Annotated in this window: 24 protein-coding genes; 17 read left to right on the forward strand and 7 right to left on the reverse strand. The window is 73.7% G+C overall.

Annotated features, from left to right (window positions below):
* Window positions 1–28: 28 nt before the first annotated feature.
* Complete coding sequence (locus HZZ00_RS26615) at window positions 29–763, forward strand: alpha/beta fold hydrolase (RefSeq protein WP_180328823.1); 735 nt, start codon at window positions 29–31, stop codon at window positions 761–763.
* A gap of 50 nt (window positions 764–813) precedes the next feature.
* Here HZZ00_RS26615 and HZZ00_RS26620 read toward each other — a convergent pair whose 3' ends face one another.
* Window positions 814–1,119, reverse strand: coding sequence for a helix-turn-helix transcriptional regulator (locus HZZ00_RS26620; protein WP_180328824.1), 306 nt, complete (start codon window positions 1,117–1,119; stop codon window positions 814–816).
* A 65-nt stretch (window positions 1,120–1,184) separates the two neighbouring features.
* On the opposite strand from HZZ00_RS26620, the gene map reads away from it, so the two are divergent.
* Together map and mmuM are read left to right on the forward strand one after the other, a co-directional pair.
* Window positions 1,185–1,967, forward strand: a complete 783-nt coding sequence (gene map / locus HZZ00_RS26625) for a type I methionyl aminopeptidase (RefSeq protein ID WP_180328825.1) — start codon at window positions 1,185–1,187, stop codon at window positions 1,965–1,967.
* A gap of 89 nt (window positions 1,968–2,056) precedes the next feature.
* A complete protein-coding gene (mmuM, locus tag HZZ00_RS26630; protein ID WP_180328826.1) occupies window positions 2,057–2,992 on the forward strand; it encodes a homocysteine S-methyltransferase in 936 nt (311 codons plus the stop codon).
* A gap of 240 nt (window positions 2,993–3,232) precedes the next feature.
* Here mmuM and HZZ00_RS26635 read toward each other — a convergent pair whose 3' ends face one another.
* The 4 genes from HZZ00_RS26635 to HZZ00_RS26650 all read right to left on the reverse strand — a co-directional run bounded on the left by HZZ00_RS26635 (window position 3,233) and on the right by HZZ00_RS26650 (window position 7,002).
* Window positions 3,233–4,801 carry a carboxylesterase/lipase family protein gene (locus HZZ00_RS26635; protein ID WP_180328827.1) on the reverse strand — a complete coding sequence of 523 codons (1,569 nt, stop codon included), beginning with the start codon at window positions 4,799–4,801 and terminating at the stop codon, window positions 3,233–3,235.
* A 228-nt stretch (window positions 4,802–5,029) separates the two neighbouring features.
* Window positions 5,030–5,293, reverse strand: coding sequence for a hypothetical protein (locus HZZ00_RS26640; RefSeq protein ID WP_180328828.1), 264 nt, complete (start codon window positions 5,291–5,293; stop codon window positions 5,030–5,032).
* A complete protein-coding gene (locus tag HZZ00_RS26645) occupies window positions 5,290–6,153 on the reverse strand; it encodes an oxaloacetate decarboxylase (protein WP_180328829.1) in 864 nt (287 codons plus the stop codon). The genes HZZ00_RS26640 and HZZ00_RS26645 overlap by 4 nt, the downstream gene beginning before the upstream one ends.
* A gap of 195 nt (window positions 6,154–6,348) precedes the next feature.
* Window positions 6,349–7,002 (reverse strand): ThuA domain-containing protein, encoded by a 654-nt coding sequence (locus tag HZZ00_RS26650; protein ID WP_180328830.1) that lies wholly within the window; start codon window positions 7,000–7,002, stop codon window positions 6,349–6,351.
* A 107-nt stretch (window positions 7,003–7,109) separates the two neighbouring features.
* On the opposite strand from HZZ00_RS26650, the gene HZZ00_RS26655 reads away from it, so the two are divergent.
* Together HZZ00_RS26655 and HZZ00_RS26660 are read left to right on the forward strand one after the other, a co-directional pair.
* On the forward strand, window positions 7,110–7,739 hold the full coding sequence (locus HZZ00_RS26655) for a VOC family protein (RefSeq protein WP_180328831.1): 630 nt from the start codon (window positions 7,110–7,112) through the stop codon (window positions 7,737–7,739).
* 133 nt (window positions 7,740–7,872) lie between these two features.
* Window positions 7,873–8,274 (forward strand): VOC family protein, encoded by a 402-nt coding sequence (locus tag HZZ00_RS26660; protein ID WP_180328832.1) that lies wholly within the window; start codon window positions 7,873–7,875, stop codon window positions 8,272–8,274.
* On the opposite strand, the gene HZZ00_RS26665 is transcribed toward HZZ00_RS26660, so the two are convergent.
* The gene (locus HZZ00_RS26665; RefSeq protein ID WP_180328833.1) at window positions 8,257–8,940 is read right to left on the reverse strand and encodes a helix-turn-helix domain-containing protein; all 684 of its coding nucleotides are present in this window, start codon (window positions 8,938–8,940) and stop codon (window positions 8,257–8,259) included. The genes HZZ00_RS26660 and HZZ00_RS26665 overlap by 18 nt on opposite strands.
* A gap of 39 nt (window positions 8,941–8,979) precedes the next feature.
* Window positions 8,980–10,230 (reverse strand): YihY/virulence factor BrkB family protein, encoded by a 1,251-nt coding sequence (locus tag HZZ00_RS26670; RefSeq protein WP_180328834.1) that lies wholly within the window; start codon window positions 10,228–10,230, stop codon window positions 8,980–8,982.
* Between the two features lie 165 nt (window positions 10,231–10,395).
* On the opposite strand from HZZ00_RS26670, the gene HZZ00_RS26675 reads away from it, so the two are divergent.
* From HZZ00_RS26675 to HZZ00_RS26730, 12 genes are all read left to right on the forward strand, one after another.
* Window positions 10,396–12,033: an acyl-CoA dehydrogenase family protein gene (locus HZZ00_RS26675; protein ID WP_180328835.1), complete on the forward strand. Its 1,638-nt coding sequence runs from the start codon at window positions 10,396–10,398 to the stop codon at window positions 12,031–12,033.
* A gap of 343 nt (window positions 12,034–12,376) precedes the next feature.
* The gene (locus tag HZZ00_RS26680; protein WP_180333722.1) at window positions 12,377–13,672 is read left to right on the forward strand and encodes a helix-turn-helix domain-containing protein; all 1,296 of its coding nucleotides are present in this window, start codon (window positions 12,377–12,379) and stop codon (window positions 13,670–13,672) included.
* A gap of 209 nt (window positions 13,673–13,881) precedes the next feature.
* Window positions 13,882–15,219: a hypothetical protein gene (locus HZZ00_RS26685; RefSeq protein WP_180328836.1), complete on the forward strand. Its 1,338-nt coding sequence runs from the start codon at window positions 13,882–13,884 to the stop codon at window positions 15,217–15,219.
* Window positions 15,220–15,386: 167 nt separating this feature from the next.
* Window positions 15,387–15,959, forward strand: coding sequence for a GNAT family N-acetyltransferase (locus tag HZZ00_RS26690; RefSeq protein WP_180328837.1), 573 nt, complete (start codon window positions 15,387–15,389; stop codon window positions 15,957–15,959).
* Window positions 15,960–16,086: 127 nt separating this feature from the next.
* Complete coding sequence (locus HZZ00_RS39280; protein WP_310739661.1) at window positions 16,087–16,170, forward strand: putative leader peptide; 84 nt, start codon at window positions 16,087–16,089, stop codon at window positions 16,168–16,170.
* A gap of 147 nt (window positions 16,171–16,317) precedes the next feature.
* The gene (locus HZZ00_RS26695) at window positions 16,318–18,015 is read left to right on the forward strand and encodes a nitrite/sulfite reductase (RefSeq protein ID WP_180328838.1); all 1,698 of its coding nucleotides are present in this window, start codon (window positions 16,318–16,320) and stop codon (window positions 18,013–18,015) included.
* Complete coding sequence (locus HZZ00_RS26700; RefSeq protein WP_070025559.1) at window positions 18,012–18,194, forward strand: hypothetical protein; 183 nt, start codon at window positions 18,012–18,014, stop codon at window positions 18,192–18,194. The genes HZZ00_RS26695 and HZZ00_RS26700 overlap by 4 nt, the downstream gene beginning before the upstream one ends.
* Window positions 18,191–18,901, forward strand: a complete 711-nt coding sequence (locus HZZ00_RS26705; protein ID WP_180328839.1) for a phosphoadenylyl-sulfate reductase — start codon at window positions 18,191–18,193, stop codon at window positions 18,899–18,901. Before HZZ00_RS26700 ends, HZZ00_RS26705 begins: the two co-directional genes overlap by 4 nt.
* 38 nt (window positions 18,902–18,939) lie before the next feature.
* Window positions 18,940–19,476 carry an adenylyl-sulfate kinase gene (gene cysC / locus HZZ00_RS26710; protein ID WP_070025557.1) on the forward strand — a complete coding sequence of 179 codons (537 nt, stop codon included), beginning with the start codon at window positions 18,940–18,942 and terminating at the stop codon, window positions 19,474–19,476.
* Window positions 19,473–20,408, forward strand: a complete 936-nt coding sequence (gene cysD / locus HZZ00_RS26715; protein WP_180328840.1) for a sulfate adenylyltransferase subunit CysD — start codon at window positions 19,473–19,475, stop codon at window positions 20,406–20,408. The genes cysC and cysD overlap by 4 nt, the downstream gene beginning before the upstream one ends.
* A gap of 2 nt (window positions 20,409–20,410) precedes the next feature.
* The gene (locus HZZ00_RS26720; RefSeq protein WP_180328841.1) at window positions 20,411–21,745 is read left to right on the forward strand and encodes a sulfate adenylyltransferase subunit 1; all 1,335 of its coding nucleotides are present in this window, start codon (window positions 20,411–20,413) and stop codon (window positions 21,743–21,745) included.
* A gap of 223 nt (window positions 21,746–21,968) precedes the next feature.
* Complete coding sequence (locus tag HZZ00_RS26730) at window positions 21,969–23,078, forward strand: aliphatic sulfonate ABC transporter substrate-binding protein (RefSeq protein ID WP_180328842.1); 1,110 nt, start codon at window positions 21,969–21,971, stop codon at window positions 23,076–23,078.
* Window positions 23,079–23,111 lie beyond the last annotated feature (33 nt).

Genomic DNA, 23,111 nt, shown 5'->3' on the forward strand with positions numbered 1-23,111 from the left:
GGGTGTTGCCACCGGGAGAGGACGAGGGATGACCGAGACGGCGGGCCAGGACGGCCGCGACCACTACGACGTGACGGGCGGCGGGCCCGTGCTGCTGGTGCTGCCGGGCGGGGCCGGGCACCCGATGGGGCTCGGGCCGCTGGTCGAGCGGCTGGCGAGTCGGTTCACCGTGGTGACGTACGACCCGCTCGGGCTCGCGCACGGCCGGCTCGGTCTGCCGGTGGCCGAGCAGCGGGTGGCGGACTGGAGCGAGGGGGCGCACCGGGTGCTGGAGGCGGTGCTGCCCGAGGGCGAGCCGGCGTATGTGTTCGGCACCAGCTCGGGCGGAATCGCGGTGCTCGACCTGCTCGCGCGGCATCCGGGGCGGCTGGCGCACGTGGTGGCGCACGAGCCGCCCTGTGTCACCGTGCTGCCGGACGGTGCCGAGCGGCGCGCCGAGCTCATCGGCCAACTGGAGGGCTCCGGTCGGCCGGCGGCCGAGGGCGGGTCGGCGACGCCGATGGGGGTGTTCCTCGCCCGGGTCCTGCACCCGTTCACCCGGTACGCGCCCGCCGCGGTACCGGCGGGCGCTTCGCTCACGCTCGCCGCGGGCGCGGACTCCCGCGGCCAAGTGCTGTACCGCACGGCCGAGTTCCTGGCCGAGCGGCTCGGCGGGGCGTTCACGGAGTTTCCCGGCGGACACCTGGGCACGCTGGAACACCCGGTGGAGTTCGCCGACCGGCTGGCCGAGTCGCTGCTGTCCGGCGCGCGGAGTTCGTCCTAGGCCGGTGCCTGCCGTCCGGGGGGGGGGCGGCCGGCAGGGCGCGTGCGGCGTCACGAGGCCAGCGACGGGTGTCGTGCGACGGCCGGGACCGGCTGATCCCCTACGGTTCGCTCCGCCCCGCTGATCTCGGCCCAGACGGCGTCGAGGGACAGGCCGAGGGTGTCGGCGATCGCCGCGATGGTCGGGAAGGCGGGGGTGGCCACACGGCCGGACTCGATCTTGCGCAGGGTTTCGGGCGAGATGTGCGAGGCGAGCGCCACGTCCAGCATCGAGCGGCGGCCACGGGCCCGGCGGAGCAGGGCCCCGAGGCGCTGTCCGCGTTCGACCTCGGCGGGGGTGAGCGGCAACCTGACCATGGGGCAATTCTAATACCGGTACAGTTAGACCGGTATAGTTATTGGCCGCACATGAGAGGTGCCCCATGATCGAGATCCTGAACTCCGCGCGGCTCGACCGGGCGAGGGACACCGGCGCCCTGGTCGGAGACATCCTGCACACGCTGAGGCAGCGCAGCACGGTCGGGACGAACCTGCTGGACATCGACCGGTGGGCCAGGGAAATGATCGTCGAGGCGGGTGCGGAGTCCTGCTACGTCGACTACGCGCCCTCCTTCGGACGCGGCCCGTTCGGGCACTACATCTGCACGGCCGTCAACGACGGGGTGCTCCACGGGCTGCCCCACGACTACACGCTGGCGGACGGGGACCTGCTGACCCTCGACCTCGCCGTGGCCAGGGGCGGGGTGGCCGCGGACGCGGCGATCAGCTTCCTGGTGGGCGACGCCAGGCCCGCGGAGAGCGTCGCGCTGATCGAGACGACCGAACGCGCGCTCGCCGCCGGCATCGCCGCCGCCCGGCCCGGGGCGCGCATCGGCGACCTCTCCCACGCCATCGGCACGGTCCTCGGCAAGGCGGGCTACCCGGTCAACACCGAGTTCGGGGGCCACGGCATCGGCTCGACGATGCACCAGGACCCGCACGTCCCGAACACCGGGCGGCCCGGCCGCGGTTACATGCTGCGCCCCGGACTGCTGCTCGCCCTGGAGCCCTGGGTCATGGCCGACACCGCCACACTGGTCACCGACGCCGACGGCTGGACGCTGCGCAGCGCGACGGGCTGCCGCACCGCGCACAGCGAGCACACCATCGCGATCACCGAGGACGGAGCCGAGATCCTCACCCTGCCCGCGCACGCGCGAGCGTGAGCGCCCGCACCGGCGCCTCCGCGGCGGACCCGGCCCGCACGGGCGGCCGGGCCGCGCCGACGGTACGTCGCGTGGGCTAGCGTCGTGGCATGACCGGCAACGTCTGCTCCCCCAGCCTCGCCGCGGCCCTCGCCGCCGGCACGGTCGTACTCGACGGCGGACTGTCCAACCAGCTGGAGTCCGCCGGGCACGACCTGAGCGACGCGCTGTGGTCGGCGCGGCTGCTCGCCGAGCGGCCGGACGCGATCACCGAGGCCCACCTCGCCTACTTCCTCGCGGGCGCGAGCGTGGCCATCACCGCGAGTTACCAGGCCACCTTCGAGGGCTTCGCACGGCGCGGCATCGGGCGCGCGGAGGCGGCCCGGCTGCTCGCGCTGAGCGTGCGGCTGGCCCGGGAGGCGGCCGGGCGGGCCCAGCGGGCGGGCGTGCGGCGGCCGTTGTGGGTGGCGGCCTCGGCGGGGCCGTACGGGGCGATGCTCGCGGACGGCTCCGAGTACCGGGGCCGCTACGGGCTCGGCGTGGCCGAGCTGGAGCGGTTCCACCGGCCCCGGCTTGAGGTGCTGGCCGCCGCCGGGCCGGACGTGCTGGCGCTGGAGACGGTGCCGGACACCGACGAGGCCGTCGCGCTGCTGCGTGCGGTGCGCGGGCTCGGGGTGCCCGCCTGGCTTTCGTACACGGTCGACGGTCCGCGCACCCGCGCCGGGCAGCCCTTGGAGGAGGCCTTCGCCCTGGCGGCCGAAGCGGACGAGGTGATCGCGGTCGGTGTGAACTGCTGCGCGCCGCGGGACGTGGGACCCGCCGTGGAGGTCGCGGCGCGGGTCACCGGGAAGCCGGTGGTGGCCTACCCCAACAGCGGGGAGTCCTGGGACGCGGAGGCCCGGGCCTGGGACGGGCGCACCGCGTTCGGCGTCGAACAGGTCACGGCGTGGCGGGCCGAGGGGGCACGGCTGGTCGGCGGGTGCTGCCGGGTGGGCCCGAAGTCCATCGCCTCGATCGCGCGGGCGCTGGAGGCGGGGACGGCCTGACGCGCCGCAGGCCGCGTCGGGCGCGCCCACCGCGTGGGCGGGGGCCGGTGCCGGGCGCCGACGGCGGTGGTGAGCCGGGAAGGCCGGCCGGAGCCGGGGCGCGGCCGCCCGTACCGGGCCCGGCCGCACGCACGGCGCGGAACCCGCCCCGAGGCGGCATCCGCGGCGGCGCAGCGCCGGACCCCCGGCATCCGCCCGCCCCCGGTCGGGCACGCACACCCGACCGGGGCCTTGGCCGGATCAGCGGCGCAGGGCGCCGACCGAGCGGCGCAGGCGGCGCATGGCGGAGGCCAGTTCGGCGCCGGGGGCGCGGGGGACCGCGGCCGGGCGGGGCGGTGGGGTGACGGGGACGGCCGACCACAGGGCGACTTCCGCGTCCCGCGGACCGTACGCGGTGTGCGCGACGCCGTCGCCGAAGATCCGCACCGGATGCGAGGCGTCCCACGCCTCCCAGCCGGGGTCCCCGCTGGTCGCGAACCGCACCCACGCCGTGTGCATCTCGTCGCACAGCTCGTGCGGCGCGCCCTGCCCGGCGAGCTTCTGCGACTCGGGGATGTCGCCGGAGTCGAACACGAAGCCCAGCTCCAGGGCGTGGCAGGCCCGGAGTCCGGGGCGCAGGGAGGGCCAGGCGAACTCGTAGAGGTGGCTCCTGCCGGGGCGGGCGTCGGCGAGGCGGTGCAGCGGGACGCGCAGCAGGTGGTCGGTGACCATCTGGCCGACGATCTCGGCGGCGCCCGCGTCGGGGTGCAGGGCGCGGTAGCCGCGCGGGACCTCGTGGCCGGAGTGGCAGCGGGCCATGGCTCCGGCCAGGGCGACGGCGCCGAGCCGGTCGACGTGCTCCACCAGTCCGCCGGGCACCAGCCACAGCCGGTACTCGTCCCGGGTCCAGCCCGTCAGCAGGTCCACGTCCCGGGCGGCGTCGCCCTCGACCAGGGCCTTCAGCGGGTCGCGGGGCACGAGGTCGCCGTCCACGACGACGCCGAACGCCGGTCCGCCGAGCACCGGGCTGGAGAGCCGGCCGACCTCGGCCTGGGTGCGCAGCAGCAGTTCGCGATCGACGGCCGCGAAGGCCTCGGCGGTGGCGGGGATCTTCAGCCGGGCGGCCATCCGGCGCACCATCCGCCGTACCTTGTCGCGGTCGGAGACCTCGGGCGCGCCGCTCTGCAGCACCGCGCGCCGGATCAGGCCGTCCGTGTGCGGCGAGGCGAGCAGGACGCCGGCGCTGATGGCGCCCGCCGACTGGCCGCACAGGGTGATGCGGCCGGGGTCGCCGCCGAAGGCGCCGATCGCCTGGTGCACCCAGCGCAGCGCGGCGAGCTGGTCGCGCAGACCGGGGTTGGGCGGCGCGTCCGGGAACAGTCCGTAGCCCTCGACGCCCAACCGGTAGTTGACGGAGACGAAGACGACGCCGTCACGCGCGAACGTGCGGCCGTCGTAGACCGGCACGGCGGAGGAACCCCTGGTCAGGGCGCCGCCGTGCAGCCACACCAGGACGGGCAGCCGGGCGCCGGGGGCCGGATCGGGGGTCCATATGTTGAGGTTGAGGCAGTCGTCGCCGGGGATGACGGGGTCGGACAGGTACTGGGCGAACGCCTCGGAGTACGGCGGTTTCGGCGCGGTCGGGCCGAACGCGCCCGCGTCGCGCACCCCGTCCCAGGGCTCGGGCGGCTCGGGCGGCCGGAAGCGCCGCGGGCCGAAGGGCGGGGCGGCGTACGGGATGCCCCGGAACACCGCGACTCCCCCTTCGTACCGGCCGCGGACCGCCCCGTGGGGCGTTCTGGCCACCGGGCCCGCCGGGTCTGCCGTCATCGCCCACCAGCCCTTCGCCGACGAGTCTTGCCCTGTTCACATCAGAGCAACACGGCGACCGGATGTATTCCGGTGCACAGACCACGCGGTAGGCCGTCCGGGGTGCCCGGACGGCCGGACACGACGAGGCCGGGCCGCCTCCCCGGGAGGGGAGGTGCCCGGCCGCCGTCGCCCCCGAGCACGCGGCCGTACGACCGCGTGGGCGCGTGGGTCCTGTCCGGTCTCCGGTCAGTCCCCCTCGTCCGACGGGCGGGGGTTGCCGAAGAGTGCCTCGATGGCGTCCACGGCGCTGCCGTCGTGGTCGCTGCCGGCATCTCCCCGGCCGGTCTGCACGTTGGCCGTGCGGTCGACTTCCAGCCAGGAGTCGGCGTGCGAGTTGTCGACCACCGTGACCAGGCTGCCGTCCGCGAACGCCGGGACGGCGCCGCCGCCGAGGAAGGCGACGGCGAGTGCCACCGCCGCGCGGGCGCGGGCCACCCGGGCGCCGGTCACACGCCCACGCTCTGGGGAACCGGCCGGTCGCGGGCGATGTTGCGCTCCAGCAGGGTGGTGGACGCCTGCACCCCGATGCCGCTCGCGGGATCCACCTCGGGCAGCCGGCCGTCGGCGGCCTTCAGCCCGGTGAGCGCGGAGTCCATCGCCTCGTGCGCGGCGAACAGACACGGCGTGCTGTAGATGGCGACGTCCACGCCGAGGTCGGAGAGTTCCCCGAGGGAGAGGCGGGGGGACTTGCCGCCGGCGATCTGGTTGAACAGCAGCGGCTTGTCGCCGACGACCTTCCGGATCCGCTTGATCCACTCCACGCTGCGCACGCCGTCGACCAGGACCACGTCGGCGTCGGTCGCGGCGAGCCGCTCGGCGCGGTGCAGGATGTCGTGCTCGTCGGTGGCGTCGGTCCGGGCGACGACCACCAGGTCCTTGCGGGTCGCCAGGACCTGGTCGAGCTTCTCCAGGTACTCCTCCAGGGGCAGCACCTGCTTGCCGTCGGCGTGGCCGCAGCGGCGGGGCCGCTTCTGGTCCTCCAGGATGACGCCCGAGGCGCCGATGCGCTCCAGGCCCTCGACCACGTGGCAGGCGACCTCGGGGTCGACGTATCCGTCGTCGATGTCCACCAGGAGGTGGTGGTGCGGGAACGCGCCCCGCAGCCGCTGGACGAAGGCCACCATGTCGGGCCAGGCGATGAAACCGATGTCCGGCAGTCCGTAGTACGAGGCCGCGAAACCGAATCCGGAGACGAACATCCCGTCGTAGTGCTTGGCCGCGATCGATGCCGAGTACATGTCGTAGACGCCGATCAGCGGTGTGGTCCCGGGCCCGGCGATGCGATCGCGCAGCTTCTTCCCGTAAGTCAAGGTCCGGCTCCTCCTGTGGGTGGGTGGCACGACGGCGGGAGCCGTCGCACCCAAGCGCCCTTTGCCAAGTCAAGAGCATGACCAGATACACACATTGGTGAGTGATTACGCAAGCTTTACTCACTCGGGCGGAGCAAGCCGTTCACCGCAGAAACGTCACTTGCGGGCCGCGGGCTGTAAATCGGTCCGGCGGCTTCACACCAGCCCGGCCGCCCAGGCGAGTCCGCCGTCCAGATGCGCGAGGAAGTCCGGGTCGCGGTAGGCGGCCTCGGCGTGCCCGAGCGCGGTGTAGAAGACCCGCCCGCCGTGCGCGCCGCGCTCGCGGCACCAGGCCAGCGGGTGGTCCGCGCCCATCCCGCCGCCCTCGTACGAGGTCTCGTCGGCGCGCAGCAGCACCCGTGCCCCGCCGCGCACGGGGGCGTCGAAGTCGTACCACTCGTCGGTGACGTCCCAGGTGGCGGGCAGGTGCCGGGTCGCTGGGTGTCCGGGGTCCGCGACCAGGGCCCGGCCCGGCTGGTAGGCGGGGTGCCGGGTGAACCGGGCGCCGAGCAGGGTGCCGTAGTACGGCCATCCGTACTCCGTGCAGGCCGCCGCGTGCACCCCGGCGAAGCCGCCGCCCGCGTCCAGGTGGCGGGCGAGCCGGGCGCGGCCGGCCGGGGTCAGCACATCGCCGCTGGTGGACAGGAAGACGACGGCCGCGTAGCCGTCCAGCGGCTCCTCCAGGGCGGCGGGGTCCTCGGTGTGCTCGACGGCGAACCGGCCGAGGGCGCGGACGGCGGCGACGGCGGCCGGGATGGAGTCGTGCCGGTAGTCGGCGGTGCGGGTGTAGAGCAGCAGCGGCGGGGCCATGCCGTGACCCTATGCGCCGTCGGCGCGTCCGGCAGGCCCGGCCGCCGGAGGCCCGGCGCGCCCGACGGCCTTGAACGGCACGGCGGTTGACCGTAGCCTCCCACGGGGTGAACGCCATTCCCGCGTATCTGGACCACCTCGTCCTCGCCACCCCCGATCTGGCCGCGACCGTCGCCGAGTTCGCGCGGCGCACCGGGGTGACGCCCGCCCCCGGCGGCGCGCACCTCGGCCATGGCACCCGCAACCATCTGGTGGGGCTGGGCGGCCGGGCCTATCTGGAGATCGTCGGCCCGGACCCGGAGCAGCCGGAGCCCGCCGGGGCCCGGCCGTTCGAGGTCGACCGGCTGCCCGGGCCGCGCGTGCTGACCTGGGCGATCAGTCCGCCGGACCTGGACGAGGCGATCGCAGCGGCCCGCGCGCGGGGCTACGACCCCGGCCCCGCGCACCCGATGAGCCGCCGCACCCCGGACGGCACGGTGCTGCGCTGGCGGCTGACCGGCGGCGACGCGCACCCCTCCGGGCTGGTGCCGTTCCTGATCGACTGGGGCGACTCGCGCCACCCCACCGCCTCGGGCCTGCCGGTCACCCCCCTGCTGGAGGTGTCCGCGACGGCTCCGGGGCCGCGGGAGGTGGCCGGACCGCTGGCGGCCCTGGGCACCGGTCTCGCCCTGGCCGAGGGACCGGTCTCGCTGACCTTCACCGTGGACACGCCCAGAGGGCCGGTCACCTTCGCCTGAGCCCTCGGCCGGGGCCGTCCGGGTGCCCGGCCCGGGTCCGTCCGGGGGGCCGGTCCGGGGCGGCTCCAGGCGGCCGTGCCGGGTGTCCGATTCCTTCAAGACCCGGCGCGCTGCCGCCGCCTACGGTGGCCACATGACCGTACGTTTCGCGCTGATCGGCGTGGTGGCCTCCGACATGGCCGCCTCGCTCGCCTTCTACCGCCGCCTTGGACTGGTGTTCCCGGAGGGCGCCGAGACCCTGCCGCACGCCGAGGCGGAGCTGCCCGGCGGGCTGACCCTCGCCCTGGACACCGAGGAGACCGTCCGTTCCTTCCACCCCGCCTGGCGCCCGCCGGCCGCCGGTGGCCGCCTCTCGCTCGCCTTCCGGTGCGGCTCGCCGGGAGAGGTCGACGCGCTGTACGAGGACCTGGTGGGCGCCGGGTACCACGGGGAGCTGAAGCCGTGGGACGCCGTCTGGGGGCAGCGGTACGCCACCGTGCTCGACCCGGACGGCAACGGCGTCGACCTGTTCGCCCCGCTACCGGCCGCCGAGTAGCCGCCCGAGCGGCATGCCCGCCAGCTCCCGTACGTCCCGCGCGAGATGGGACTGGTCCGCGTATCCGGCGCGGGCCGCCGTCTCGGCGTACGGCACGCCCGCGCGGGCCAGTTCCAGCGCCCGTCGCAGGCGCAGGATGCGGGCCAGGGTCTTGGGGCCGTAGCCGAAGGCGGCGAGGCAGCGGCGGTGCAGGGTGCGGGCGCCGAGGCCGAGTTCGGCGGCGGTGGCGGCGACCGGGCGGCCCTCGTCGAGGCGCCGTACCAGCCGGTGCACCCACGGTTCGGGGGGCGGCGCCGCCGCGGCCCGGTCCAGGGCGATGTCCTCCAGGGCGGTCGCCGGGTCGGCCGCCGCCGCCATCCGGTCGTGCAGCCGCCGGACCCGGGCGGCCGGCCACAGATCGGCCAACTCCACTCGCCGGTCGAGGAGCTCGCGGGCCGGGACGCCCAGCAGGGCGGGCGCGGTGCCGGGGTGGAAACGGACGCCCGCCCAGCGGCGCGGGCCCTCGGCGCCGGTGATGAAGGGACGGGTGTCGGGGCCGGCGACCAGCAGCCGCTCCCCGTTCCAGAGCAGGTCCATACAGCCGTCGGGCAGCACGGGTGCGGCGGCGGCCGGTGTGTTCGTCCACACCACCGCGCCGGTCAGCCGGGACGCCCGCTCCGTGTACACGGCCGCCAGGGTACGACCCCGGGGGCCGGGGAGGTCACGTCACCACTGGCGGAAGGGCGCGCCCCCGTGTGCGCTCCCGTCGCCGTCCCCGGGCCCGTTTCCGTTGCCGTTGCCCAGGGCATGCGGCTGCTCCCCGCTCCCCTGGCCCTGGTCCTTCCTCTCCTTGCCCGGCCCCTGTGCGTGCTTCGGGTGCGCGCGCAGCCGGGCCGTGACGTCCTCGGGCGGCAGGAAACGGGACCAGCGTTCGGGGAACTCGGAGGGCATGTCGGGGTCGTCCGGGTCCGGATCGGCCTCGCGGGCCGCGGCGGCGCGGGCGACGTACTCGGCGATCTGCGCCGAGCGCACCCGGTCGTTGGCCTCGCGGGCGGCGGCCGTGGCGGCGGCCGGCCACACCCGGTCGATGGCCGCGTTGACGGCCGCGCCGACGAGCACGGCGAAGGCGGACACGCCGATCCACAGCATGACGGCGACGGACGCGGCGAGGGAGCCGTAGATCGTGGCGCCCTCGATGGTGTGCACGAGGTAGATGCGCAGCAGGAAACTTCCGAGGACCCACATGGCCAGGGCGACCAGGGCCCCGGGGACGTCCTCGATCCAGGGCGAGCGCACCGGCACGGACACGTGGTACAGGGTGGTCAGGAAGACGATGGACAGGACGATGACGACCGGCCAGTACAGGATCTGCACCACCGTCTCCGACCAGGGCACCACCCGGACCACCGCGTCCGGGCCCGCCACCATCAGCGGCAGCGCCACCGAGCCGATCAGCAGCGCCACGATGAACAGCACGAAGGACATGATCCGGGTGCGCACGATGCCCCGGACGCCGTCGAGGCCGTACATGACGGTGATGGTGTCGATGAAGACGTTCACCGCGCGGGATCCCGACCACAGGGCGAACAGGAAGCCCAGGGAGATGACGTCGGGCCGGCCGCCCTTTATCACGTCGTGCAGGATCGGTTCGGTGATCTCCTTGACGCCCTTGTCGGACAGGACGGTCCGGGAGGCGTCCAGGATGTTGGTCTCCAGGCTGCCGATGGTGTGGGCGCCGGTCCACGTGTCGACATAGGCGAGCAGTCCGATGAGGCACAGGAGCAGCGGCGGCACGGACAGCAGGGTGAAGAACGCGGCCTCGGCGGCCAGGCCGAGGATGCGGTACTCCATGCAGGAGTTGACGGTGTCCTTGAGCAGCAGCCAGGCGGTCCTGCGCTTGGAGACGTTCCGGTAGAGGGCGCGGGCCCGGTGGAGCCGTCCGACCGGCCGTTCGGGGGATTCACTTGCTGGCTGCACGACCCAAAGGTATCCGCAGCGGCGGGCCTGTCTCACCTCCCGGGGCGCGCTGCCGATCAGCTCGTCGCACCCTGTGCGCACCTGCCCGTTTTCGCCCGGTCGCGGCGGCCGCCCTGTGCCACCCTGGAGGCCATCACCACCGCCGTTCCGGGTAGGTTCGCAATCATGGCAGGCATCTCCCCCCACACCGTGACGAACCAGCCGCCCCCGCTGGCCGGCTATGACCTGTTCACCGCAGACCGGGCGCTGACGGAGGCCGTCGAGCGGCACACCCCGGAGGCGCTGCTGGACGAGGTGCGCGGCGAGCTGTCGGCGCTGGGCCGGGCCGGGGGCTCGGCGCAGCTCCAGGAGTGGGCGACGCAGGCGAACGAGCGGCCGCCCCGGCTGCGCAGCCACGACCGCTACGGCCACCGGATCGACGAGGTGGAGTTCCACCCGGCCTGGCACCGGCTGCTCGGCAAGGGCGTCTCGGCGGGGCTGACCGGCGCCTGGACGCGGCCCGCCGGGCATGTGCGCCGGGCGGCCGGGTTCCTGCTGTGGACCCAGGTCGAGGCGGGCACCTGCTGCCCGCTGTCCATGACGCACGCGGCGGTGCCCGCGCTGCGCACCGACCCCGCCCTCGCCGCGGTCTGGGAGCCCCGGCTGGCCTCCACCGTCTACGACCAGGAGCTGCGGCCGGCCGCGGACAAGCCCGGCGCCCTGTTCGGTATGGGCATGACCGAGAAGCAGGGCGGCAGCGACGTCCGGGCGAACACCACCCGGGCCCGCCCGCTCGCCGAGGAGGGCACCTACGCGCTCACCGGCCACAAGTGGTTCTGCTCGGCGCCGATGTCGGACGGGTTCCTGGTGCTGGCGCAGGCCCCCGGTGGCCTGACCTGCTTCCTGGTGCCGCGCGTCCTGGACGACGGGACCCGCAACGTCTTCCTGCTCCAGCGGCTCAAGGACAAGCTGGGCAACCGGTCAAACGCCTCCGCCGAGGTGGAGTTCGACGGCACCTGGGCGCGCCGGGTCGGCGAGGAGGGACGCGGGGTGCGGACCATCATGGGGATGGTCGCCGCGACCCGGCTGGACTGCGCGCTCGGCTCGGCGGGCCTGATGCGGCAGGCGGTGGCGCAGGCGGTGCACCACTGCGGCCACCGGGAGGCGTTCGGCGGCCTGCTGCTCGACAAGCCGCTGATGCGCAATGTGCTCGCCGACCTCGCGCTGGAGTCGGAGGCGGCGACCGCGCTGGCGATGCGGCTGGCGGCGGCGTACGACGACGGGGGCGAGCGGGAGCGAGCCTTCCTGCGGCTCGCGGTGCCGGCCGCCAAGTACTGGATCGCCAAGCGGTGCGCGCCGGTCGTGGTCGAGGCCGCCGAGTGCCTGGGCGGCAACGGGTACGTGGAGGAGTCGGGGCTGCCCCGGCTGGTGCGCGAGTCCCCGCTCAACTCCGTGTGGGAGGGCGCCGGGAACGTGCAGGCACTGGACGCGCTGCGGGCGTTGCAGCGGGAGCCGGCCGCGCTGGACGCCTGTCTGACCGAGATCGGGCAGGCGCACGGCGCCGATCACCGGCTGGACCGGGCGGTGAAGGACCTGTTCACCGAACTGGCCGATCTGGAGGGCGTAGAGGGACGGGCGCGACGGCTGGTGGAGCGGCTCGCGCTGGTGCTCCAGGGCTCCCTGCTGGTGCGGCACGCGCCGCCGGAGGTGGCCGACGCCTTCTGCGCCTCCCGGCTGGGCGGTGACCACGGCGGGACGTTCGGCACGCTGCCGGGCGGGCTGGACCTGGCCCCGGTGGTCGAGCGGGCACGGCCGGTCTCCTGAAGCACCGCACGTCCACGGGGGGTTGTTCGATGTCCTGGCCGGAATCGGCCGGTGCCCGGCCGGGGGTGGTGCTGCGCCGACACGGCACCACCCCCGCCACATGGGCCCGTTGCAGCCCGTGGACGCCACGGTGGGCGTCGTGGTCAAGTCTCGGCCGGGTCGGGACGGTTCACCAGGGTTGCAGGGGGTTGCAACTTCTCGGCGCACATGCGCGGAGTGTGTGCCTCCGGCCTGCCCGGCCCGGCAGTATGAGAGGAACAGCCGACCGGAATGCGCCGCCCGGGCGGCTTGAGGAGTTTGTTCGACGTCCTTCTCCGGGAGGGGACCCGTGGTGAACCCGCCGATGAACGTGGCGCGCCTGGCCGCCGTGGACGCGGTGCGGGCGGCCCGGGTGATGAGCGAGGTGCGTGAGGCGACGCTCGCCGGCCAGCGCGGGCCCGTCGCGCCCCGGCCGGTGATCGAGCAGTCCTGGGGGCGGATGCTGCGCAGCGGCGTCGACCCGGAGCGCGACTGCAGATCGGGGCTGTTGCCCCTGGAGGAGGTGCGGCGGCGGCGCGAGGAGTCGCCGCTGCGGCATGTGCTGCCGGTGCTGCGCGAGGGGCTGCTCTCGGTCGCCGACGTCGCCCAGCACATCATGGTCGTCGCGGACGCCGAGGGACGGGTGCTGTGGCGCGAGGGGTCGGGTCCGGTGCTGCGCAAGGCGGACGGACTCGGCTTCGAACTGGGCGCGGACTGGCGGGAGGACGTGGTCGGCACCAACGGGGTGGGTACCCCGGTGGTCGTGCGCCGGCCCGTGCAGGTGTTCGCCGCCGAGCACTTCGTGCGCTCGCACACCTCCTGGACGTGCACGGGGGCGCCGATCACCGATCCGCGCGACGGCCGGCTGCTCGGAGTGGTGGACGTGAGCGGCCCGCTGGAGACCATGCATCCGGCGACCCTCGCCTGGGTGGACTCGGTGGCCAAGCTCGCCGAGGCGCGGCTGCGGGAGCTGCACCTGACCTCGCTGGAGCGGCTGCGGACGGTGGCGGCGCCGGTGCTGGCGCGGCTTCCGGGGCGGGCCCTGGTGGTGGACCGGGACGGCTGGGCGGCGGCCGTGACGGGGATGCCGTACGTGCGGCGGGTGGGGCTGCCCAAGTCGCTGGTGCCGGGCCGCCGGTGGCTGCCGTCGCTCGGCTGGTGCGCGGTGGAGCCGCTGTGCGGTGGCTGGCTGCTGCGGGCGGACGACGAGCCCCACACCGCGTCGTCCTCCCGCGTGGTGCTGGACCTGACCCGGCCCGAGCGCGCGGCGGTGACGGTGTCGGCCGGGTCCTCGGCGGGCACGTGGTCGCGTGAACTGAGCCCGAGGCACGCTGAGTTGCTGTTCCTGCTGGCCGAACACCCCGGCGGGCGCGGGGCTGCGGAGCTGGCCGGGGATCTGTTCGGGGACCCGTCACGGACGGTGACGGTGCGAGCGGAGATGTCACGGATCCGCCGGTATCTCGGGGGACTTCTCCAGCATCGGCCGTATCGTTTCTCTGAAGCGGCGGACATCGAGTTGCTGCTGCCCGAGAACCCCCGTGACCTGCTGCCCCGTTCGACGGCCGGGGCGGTGGAGCGCCGTCGGGTGGCCCTGGCGGGGGACCGTCCGGCGCCCGCGTGACGGCGGGGGCGCGGCCCTTCCCATGTGTCTTCCGGGTATTTGCGGGGTCTTCGCCCTGCGCGGACCGTTACTGCCGTAGCATCCCTAGGGGCCCGGCAGCACGGGGTACGCGTCAACCGGCGTGTCGCCGGGCGCAGTTGGACCACTCCGGCCGCGGGGCCGGGGCGACGGCGTGCGCCGGAGCGAAGGGACCCTGAAGAGGGGACGACATGAACCATCGCGGCAGACACCGTCGGCGCAGGCGGGGTTCGGCCCTGCGCGCCGCGCTGACCGGGACCGCGCTGGCGCTGACCGCGGCCGCCACCCTGATCAGCACCTCGCAGGCGCAGGTCACCGAGCGCCCGGGCGCGCTCAAGGCGCTCACCGCCCCGGCGGACACCGCCCCGCTGCGGCTGCGCGAACAACTGGTGCCCGGCCGCACCCTGGACCGGCTGACCGCCGCCATGGGCCGTCCGGTCGGCGTGGACGCCGTGCTGGCCAGCGCCGACCGCACCCTCGCCGAGGGCGCCGGCTGCTCCGACACCGACCGCGCCTCCCTCCCCGTCACCCCCTCCCCCGCCCGCGCCTACTGCTGGGACCCCGCCGACACCGCCGCCGGCACGGACTGGCGGCCCACCTCGGTGACCACGTCCGGGGACGCCGACGAGGACGGGGTGTGGGGCAGCCACCGGGTCGTCCTGAGCGGCTGGACGCACAGCGCCGAGGACGGCCCGCGCGCCGAGCAGGGCCTCGCCCGGGTCGCCTTCGTGAACGCCGACGACCCGGACCGGCTCTCCTACCGCTGGGTGCTGCTGGTGGTGCCGGTGGACGGCGGCCGCGACTACCGGGGCCTCGGTTCCGGGATCTCCTCCATGGTCTGGTACCAGGACAAACTGCTGGTCGCCACCCGGCGGGCCGGCGCCACCGCGCTCTATGTGTACGACGTGGACCGCATCCAGCGCACCACGGTCGACGGGCCCGGGGTGGGCCGGGTGCGCGGCGGCTGGTCCGCCGACGGCTACCGGTACGTGATGCCCGCGGTCGGCACCTACCGCTTCACCGGGGGCCGCTGCTCGGCGTCCGGGCCGCCGTGCCCGAGCGCGCTGGCGCTCGACCGCAGCACGGCGCCGGACAGCCTGGTCGCCGCCGAGTGGACCGCCCCCGGCAGCGAGCGGACCGCCCGGCTGTGGCGGTACGCGTTCAGCACCGCGCCCGGGCACGAGGGGCTGCTCGCCACGAACGCCGCGGGGCAGGTGAACGCGGTGGAGGAGTACCGGACCCGGGTGACCGGCATCCGGGGTGTGCTGTCGTACCGGCGGGCCGGGGCCGTCCGCCCGTCCTGGTATGTGGGACGGCTGCCCGGCTCGCAAGACGGGCACGGCGGGCTGCTGCGTCAGGACACCCGGGGCGCCAGGGCCGCCGAGTGCGGCACGGACGGCACCCACCGCTGCTGGGCCGACTCCCCGGGCTCCCTGTCGTACTGGCAGGAGACCGGCGAGGTGTGGTCCCTGTCCGACCGGATGCTCTTCGCGCTGCCGCTGGCGGAGCTGGACCGGTCGCTGGACTGAGACCGGGCGGGACCGGCGCCGCACGGGGCGGGCGGGTGCGGCACCCCCACGGACCGGGCGGATGCGGTGCTCCCGGGGGGCCGGGCAGGGGCGGGCGTCTCACCGCGGACGGGGCGGCGCACGGCGGCCGTCGACAGACCCCGCGGCGGGATGATTCCCTGGCCCGCATGAGCAGCATCCCTGTCACCACCTGGTACCTGGAGCAGACGACCCCGGCCGATCTGCTGCCCGCCGCCGCACCCGAGGGCGATGTCCGGATCGTCCGCGCGGAGGTGCCCTCGCCCGAGTTCAACCGGTTCCTGTACACCGCGGTGGGCGGGGACATCCGCTGGACCGACCGGCTCGGCTGGCCGTACGCGCGCTGGCAGGAGCTGCTGGAGCAGCCGGGAACGGAGACATGGGTGGCCTACGACCGCGGCACCCCCGCGGGGTTCGTCGAGCTGCAGGCGCAGGACGAGGGTGCGGTGGAGATCGTCTACTTCGGGCTGCTGCCCGCCTTCCGGGGCCGGGGCATCGGCGGCCATCTGCTGGCCCAGGGCACCGCCCGCGCCTGGGACCTCGCCGAGCGCTGGCCGGGCCGGACACCGACGAAGCGGGTGTGGCTGCACACCTGCGACAAGGACGGCGAGTTCGCCATGGCCAACTACCAGCGGCGCGGGTTCAAGCTGTACGACACCCGGGTCGAGCTGGAGCCCGACGTGGCGACGCCGGGACCGTGGCCCGGCGCATACCCTGCCTGACCTGCCCGGACAAGCCTCCACCCGGCACATGTGAGCGACGACACCCTTGTCCCAAACTCTGGGACAAGGGTGTCCGCATGCCGGAAGAAGCTGGACTGTGTCCAGATCGCCGTGACACGCTGCCGTCATGCCTGGAACTGGAATTGCCTTGGTGAGTCGGCGGCACGTCGACCTCGGCCGCATGTCCAGCGCCATCTGTCCGGCGAGCTGACCCCTACAGCACCGCCGTTCCCGCACTTCTGATCCCCGCCTGACCCCTGCCCGCGCACGGCCGCGCATCCCTGCCCGTGCGCCCATGAACGTGCAGGTCAGAGCCGTCAGACCCGCCTTTCCTCCGGTCCCGAAGGACGTAGCAGCCATGGCCGCCACCCCACAGAACCCAGCCGCCTCCGCGCCCCGCCGCAAGGTGAGCCGTCACCGCGGCGAAGGCCAGTGGGCCCAGGGCCACTTCACACCGCTCAACGGCAACGAGCAGTTCAAGAAGGACGACGACGGTCTCAACGTACGGACACGTATTGAGACGATCTACGCCCGGCGCGGGTTCGACTCCATCGACCCGACCGATCTGCGCGGCCGGATGCGCTGGTGGGGCCTGTACACCCAGCGCAAGCCGGGGATCGACGGCGGCAAGACCGCGATCCTCGCGCCCGAGGAGCTGGACGACGAGTACTTCATGCTCCGGGTGCGGATCGACGGCGGCCGGCTGACCACCGCGCAGCTGCGGGTCATCGGCGAGGTCTCCCAGGAGTTCGCGCGCGGCACCGCCGACATCACCGACCGGCAGAACATCCAGCTGCACTGGGTCCGGATCGAGGACGTCCCGGAGATCTGGCGGCGCCTGGAGGCGGTGGGCCTGTCCACCACCGAGGCCTGCGGCGACACGCCCCGCGCGATCCTCGGTTCCCCGGTGGCCGGCATCGCCGAGGACGAGATCGTCGACGGCACCCCGGCCATCGAGGAGATCCACCGGCGCGTCATCGGCAACCCGGCGTACTCGAACCTGCCGCGCAAGTTCAAGACCGCGGTCTCCGGCTCGCCGCTGCTGGACGTGGCGCACGAGATCAACGACGTCGCGTTCGTCGGCGTCGAACACCCCGAGCACGGCCCCGGCTTCGACCTGTGGGTCGGCGGCGGGCTGTCCACCAACCCCAAGATCGGCGTGCGGCTGGGCGCCTGGGTGCCGCTGGCGGAGGTCGCCGACGTCCACGAGGGCGTCATCTCGATCTTCCGTGACTACGGCTACCGGCGGCTGCGCAACCGGGCCCGGCTGAAGTTCCTCGTCGCCGACTGGGGCGCGGAGCGGTTCCGGCAGGTGCTGGAGGACGAGTACCTCAAGCGGAAGCTGATCGACGGCCCGGCGCCGGCCCAGCCCGTGGAGCGCTGGCGCGACCACGTCGGCGTGCACCGGCAGAAGGACGGCCGCTTCTACGTCGGCTTCGCGCCCCGCGTCGGCCGGGTCGACGGCGCCACGCTGGCCAAGATCGCCGACGTCGCCGAGGCACACGGGTCCGGGCGGGTACGCACCACCACCGAGCAGAAGATGATCGTGCTGGACGTCGAGGAGGCCCAGGTCGACTCGTTGCGCACGGCGCTCGACGCGCTCGGCCTCAGCGTCTCCCCGTCCCCGTTCCGGCGCGGCACCATGGCCTGCACCGGCATCGAGTTCTGCAAGCTCGCCATCGTGGAGACCAAGGCGCGCGGCAGCGCCCTGATCGACGAACTGGAGCGCCGGCTCCCGGAGTTCGACGAGCCGCTGACCATCAACATCAACGGCTGCCCCAACGCCTGCGCCCGCATCCAGGTGGCGGACATCGGTCTCAAGGGCCAGCTGGTCCTGGACGAGGACGGCAACCAGGTCGAGGGCTACCAGGTCCACCTGGGCGGCGCCCTCGGGCTGGAGGCGGGCTTCGGCCGCAAGGTGCGCGGACTGAAGGTCACCTCGCAGGAACTGCCCGACTACATCGAGCGGGTGCTCAGGCGCTACCTGGCCGAGCGCGAGGACGGCGAGCGGTTCGCCGCCTGGGCCGGCCGCGCCCCCGAGGAGGCCCTGTCGTGAGCGAGCGTGCGGCACCCTTCCACTGCCCCTACTGCGGCGACGAGGACCTGCGGCCGAACGAACAGGGCCACGGCGCATGGGAGTGCGGCGCGTGCAACCGCGCCTTCCAGCTGAAATTCCTCGGGCTGCTCGCCCAGGGACTGCGGCGAGCCGACGACCACAAGGGCGGACGGATATGACGGAAGTTCAGCACGAGCGCACCACCGAGGAGTTGCGGGAGCTGGCCGAGCGCGCGGGCCGCGAGCTGGAGGACGCCTCCGCCCTGGACATCCTGCGCTGGGCGGTGGACACCTTCGGTGAGGAGTTCTGCGTGACCTCCTCCATGGAGGACGCCGTCGTCGCGCACCTCGCCTCCCGGGTGCGCGAGGGCGTGGACGTCGTCTTCCTCGACACCGGCTACCACTTCCCGGAGACCATCGGCACCCGGGACGCGGTCGCCGCCGTGATGGACGTCAACGTCATCACCCTCACCCCCCGGCAGACGGTCGCCGAACAGGACGCCGAGTACGGCCCGAAGCTGCACGACCGCGACCCCGATCTGTGCTGCGCCCTGCGCAAGGTGCGGCCGCTGGCGGAGGGCCTGGCGAACTACCGGGCGTGGGCCACCGGACTGCGCCGCGACGAGTCGCCGACCCGGGCGAACACCCCGGTCGTCGGCTGGGACGAGAAGCGGCAGAAGGTCAAGGTCTCCCCCATCGCCCGCTGGACCCAGGACGACGTGGACGCCTACGTCGCCGAACACGGCGTCCTCACCAACCCGTTGCTGATGGACGGCTACCCCTCCATCGGCTGCGCCCCGTGCACCCGCCGGGTGCTGGAGGGTGAGGACCCGCGGGCCGGACGCTGGGCGGGCCGCGCCAAGACCGAGTGCGGGCTGCACGGATGACGCCCCACCCGATACCCGATCCGACACAGGAGAACGACGTGACCACCGGAGCCACCGTCTGGCTCACCGGGCTGCCGAGCGCCGGCAAGACCACCATCGCCCATGAACTGGCCGCCCGGCTGCGGACCGACGGCCGCCGGGTGGAGGTGCTCGACGGAGACGAGATCCGCGAGTTCATCTCGGCGGGCCTCGGCTTCTCCCGCGAGGACCGGCACACCAACGTGCAGCGCATCGGCTTCGTCGCCGAACTGCTCGCCCGCAACGGGGTGCTGGCGCTGGTGCCGGTGATCGCGCCGTACGCGGACAGCCGGGAGGCGGTGCGCAAGCGGCACGAGGAGAACGCCACGCCGTATCTGGAGGTGCATGTGGCGACGCCGGTGGAGGTGTGCAGCGTCCGCGATGTGAAGGGCCTGTACGCCAAGCAGGCCGCGGGCGAGCTGACCGGGCTGACCGGTGTGGACGACCCGTACGAGGAGCCGGAGTCGCCCGAGCTGCGGATCGAGTCGCAGCACCAGACCGTGCAGGAGTCCGCGGCCGCCGTGTACGCCCTGCTGAGCGAGAGGGGACTGGCATGACCGCGGTCGCCGAGGCCCAGGGCGGTACGGACAGCCCGTACGCCCTGTCGCACCTGGACGCGCTGGAGTCCGAGGCGGTGCACATCTTCCGCGAGGTGGCGGGCGAGTTCGAGAACCCGGTGATCCTCTTCTCCGGGGGCAAGGACTCCATCGTGATGCTGCACCTGGCGCTGAAGGCGTTCGCGCCCGCGCCGGTGCCCTTCGCGCTGCTGCACGTGGACACCGGGCACAACTTCCCCGAGGTGCTGGACTACCGGGACCGCGCGGTCGAGCGGCACGGGCTGCGCCTGCACGTGGCCTCCGTGCAGGACTACATCGACCGGGGCGTCCTCAAGGAGCGCCCGGACGGCACCCGCAACCCGCTCCAGACGCTGCCGCTGACCGAGAAGATCCAGTCGGAGAGGTTCGACGCGGTCTTCGGCGGTGGCCGCCGCGACGAGGAGAAGGCCCGCGCGAAGGAGCGGGTGTTCTCGCTGCGCGACGAGTTCTCCCAGTGGGACCCGCGCCGCCAGCGCCCCGAGCTGTGGAACCTGTACAACGGCCGCCACGCCCCCGGCGAGCACGTCCGGGTGTTCCCGCTGTCCAACTGGACCGAGCTGGACGTGTGGCAGTACATCGCCCGCGAGGGCATCGAGCTGCCGCAGATCTACTTCGCCCACGAGCGCGAGGTGTTCCGGCGGGCCGGCATGTGGCTGACCGCCGGCGACTGGGGCGGCCCGCGCCCGGAGGAGACCGTGGAGAAGCGGCGCGTCCGCTACCGCACCGTCGGCGACATGTCCTGCACGGGCGCCGTCGACTCCGACGCCACGACCCTGGACGCCGTGATCGCCGAGATCGCCGCGTCCCGGCTCACCGAGCGGGGCGCCACCCGCGCGGACGACAAGCTCTCCGAGGCCGCGATGGAAGACCGCAAGCGCGAGGGGTACTTCTAGCCATGAGCACCACCACGACCGAGGCACTCTCGGCCACCACCCTGCTGCGGTTCGCCACCGCCGGCTCCGTGGACGACGGCAAGTCCACCCTCGTCGGCCGGCTGCTGCACGACTCCAAGTCGGTCCTCGCCGACCAGCTCGAAGCCGTGGAGCGGGCGTCGGCGAGCCGTGGCCAGGACGGTCCCGACCTCGCCCTGCTCACCGACGGTCTGCGCGCCGAGCGCGAACAGGGCATCACCATCGACGTGGCGTACCGCTACTTCGCCACGCCCCGGCGGCGGTTCATCCTCGCCGACACCCCGGGCCATGTGCAGTACACCCGCAACATGGTCACCGGCGCGTCCACGGCGGAGCTGACCGTCATCCTGGTCGACGCCCGCAACGGCGTGGTCGAGCAGACCCGCCGGCACGCCGCGATCGCCGCCCTGCTGCGGGTCCCGCACGTCGTCCTCGCGGTCAACAAGATGGACCTGGTCGACTACGCGGAGCCCGTGTTCGCCGCGATAGCCGAGGAGTTCACGGCGTACGCGACGGAGCTGGGCGTCCCGGAGGTGACCGCGATCCCGATCTCCGCGCTGGCCGGCGACAACGTGGTGGAGCCGTCCGCGCACATGGACTGGTACGGCGGTCCCACCGTCCTGGAGCACCTGGAGACCGTCCCGGTCAGCCACGACCTGGCACACTGCCACGCGCGGCTGCCCGTGCAGTACGTGATCCGCCCGCAGACCGCGGAGCACCGCGACTACCGGGGGTACGCGGGCCAGATCGCGGCGGGCAGCTTCCGGGTCGGCGAGGAGGTGACCGTCCTGCCGTCCGGGCGTACCTCGACGATCTCCGGCATCGACCTGCTGGGCGAGCCGGTGGACGTCGCGTGGACCACGCAATCCGTGACCCTCCTGCTGGCTGACGACATCGACGTCTCGCGCGGCGACCTGATCGTGCCGACGAAGGACGCGCCGCCCACCACGCAGGACGTGGAGGCGACCGTCTGCCATGTCGCGGACCAACCGCTGACGGTCGGCCACCGGGTGCTGCTCAAGCACGGCACGCGCACGGTCAAGGCGATCGTGAAGGACATCCCGTCCCGGCTCACCCTGGACGACCTGTCCCTGCACCCGCACCCCGGGCAGCTCGCCGCCAACGACATCGGCCGCGTCAAGATCCGCACGGCCGAACCCCTCCCGGTCGACTCCTACGCCGACTCCCGCCGCACCGGTTCGTTCATCCTGATCGACCCGGCCGACGGCACCACGCTCACCGCGGGCATGGTCGGCGAGTCGTTCGCGGCGCCCGACCCCGTCAAGAGCGCGGCCGACGACGACGGCTGGGACTTCTGACCATGAACCCTCCGGATTTCTTCTCGGCGTTCGCGAAGGAGGGCGGCCGTGTGGGCAGCGGCGCCCTCGGCAGCGGCCAGGGCGGGGTCGCGCGATGTGTGCGCTGACGTACGCGCACCGCTCGCGCGCCCTCACCCCCCACCGCCGTAAACGAAGACCTGCCGACCTCCCGGCCACGACCTGAGAGACCGTGACCGCCGGGCCAACGAGAGGAAACCCTCCCGTGCCTGCCATCAACTCCCGCGTGCTGCGCCGCTCGACGGCCGCGCTGGCCGCGCTCCCCCTGCTCATGCTCGCCGCGTGCGGCTACGGCTCCGAGGCGAAGACCGACGACACCGCGAAGGTCGCGGCCGGGGCGAAGAAGACCGACGGTCTCGACTCCGTGAAGATCGGCTACTTCCCGAACCTGACCCACGGCACCGCGCTGGTGGGCCGGGAGCGCGGCCTGTTCCAGAAGGAACTGGGCGCCACCAAGGCCGAGTACGCCACCTTCAACGCCGGGCCCTCCGAGATCGAGGCGCTGAACTCGGGCTCCATCGACATCGGCTGGATCGGCCCCTCCCCGGCGATCAACGGCTACACCAAGTCCGACGGCAAGTCCCTGAAGATCATCGGCGGTTCGGCCTCCGGCGGGGTCAAGCTGGTCGTCGACCCGAAGAAGATCACGTCGCTGAAGGACGTCAAGGGCAAGAAGATCGCCACCCCACAGCTGGGCAACACGCAGGACGTGGCGTTCCTCAACTGGGCCGCGGAGCAGGGCTGGAAGGTGGACCCGCAGAGCGGCAAGGGCGATGTCACGGTCGTGCGCAGCGACAACAAGGTGACCCCGGACGCCTTCAAGGCGGGCTCCGTCGACGGCGCCTGGGTGCCGGAGCCGACCGCGTCCAAGCTGGTCGCCGAGGGCGGCAAGGTGCTGCTGGACGAGTCCTCGCTGTGGCCGGGCAACAAGTTCGTGATCACCAACATCATCGTGCGCCAGGCGTTCCTCAAGGAGCACCCGAAGGCCGTCGAGGCGGTGCTGAGGGCGTCCGTCGAGGCCAACAAGTGGATCAACGCCAATCCGGAGCAGGCGAAGCAGGCCGCGAACAAGCAGCTCGCGGACGACTCCGGCAAGGCGCTGCCGGCCGATGTGCTCGACCCGGCGTGGAAGTCCGTCCGCTTCACCGACGATCCGCTGGCCGCCAGCCTCGACAGCGAGGCGGCGCACGCGGTCAAGGCCGGGCTGCTGGCCAAGCCGGATCTGAAGGGGATCTACGACCTGACGATCCTCAACAAGGTTCTCAAGGCCGAGGGCGGGCGTCCGGTCGACGCCGCCGGTCTCGGCACCAGCTGACACCCGCCCCACGACGTCCCAGGAGGTGACGAC

Source organism: Streptomyces sp. NEAU-sy36 (assembly GCF_013423905.1).
In the GTDB taxonomy this organism is placed as follows: domain Bacteria; phylum Actinomycetota; class Actinomycetes; order Streptomycetales; family Streptomycetaceae; genus Streptomyces; species Streptomyces misionensis.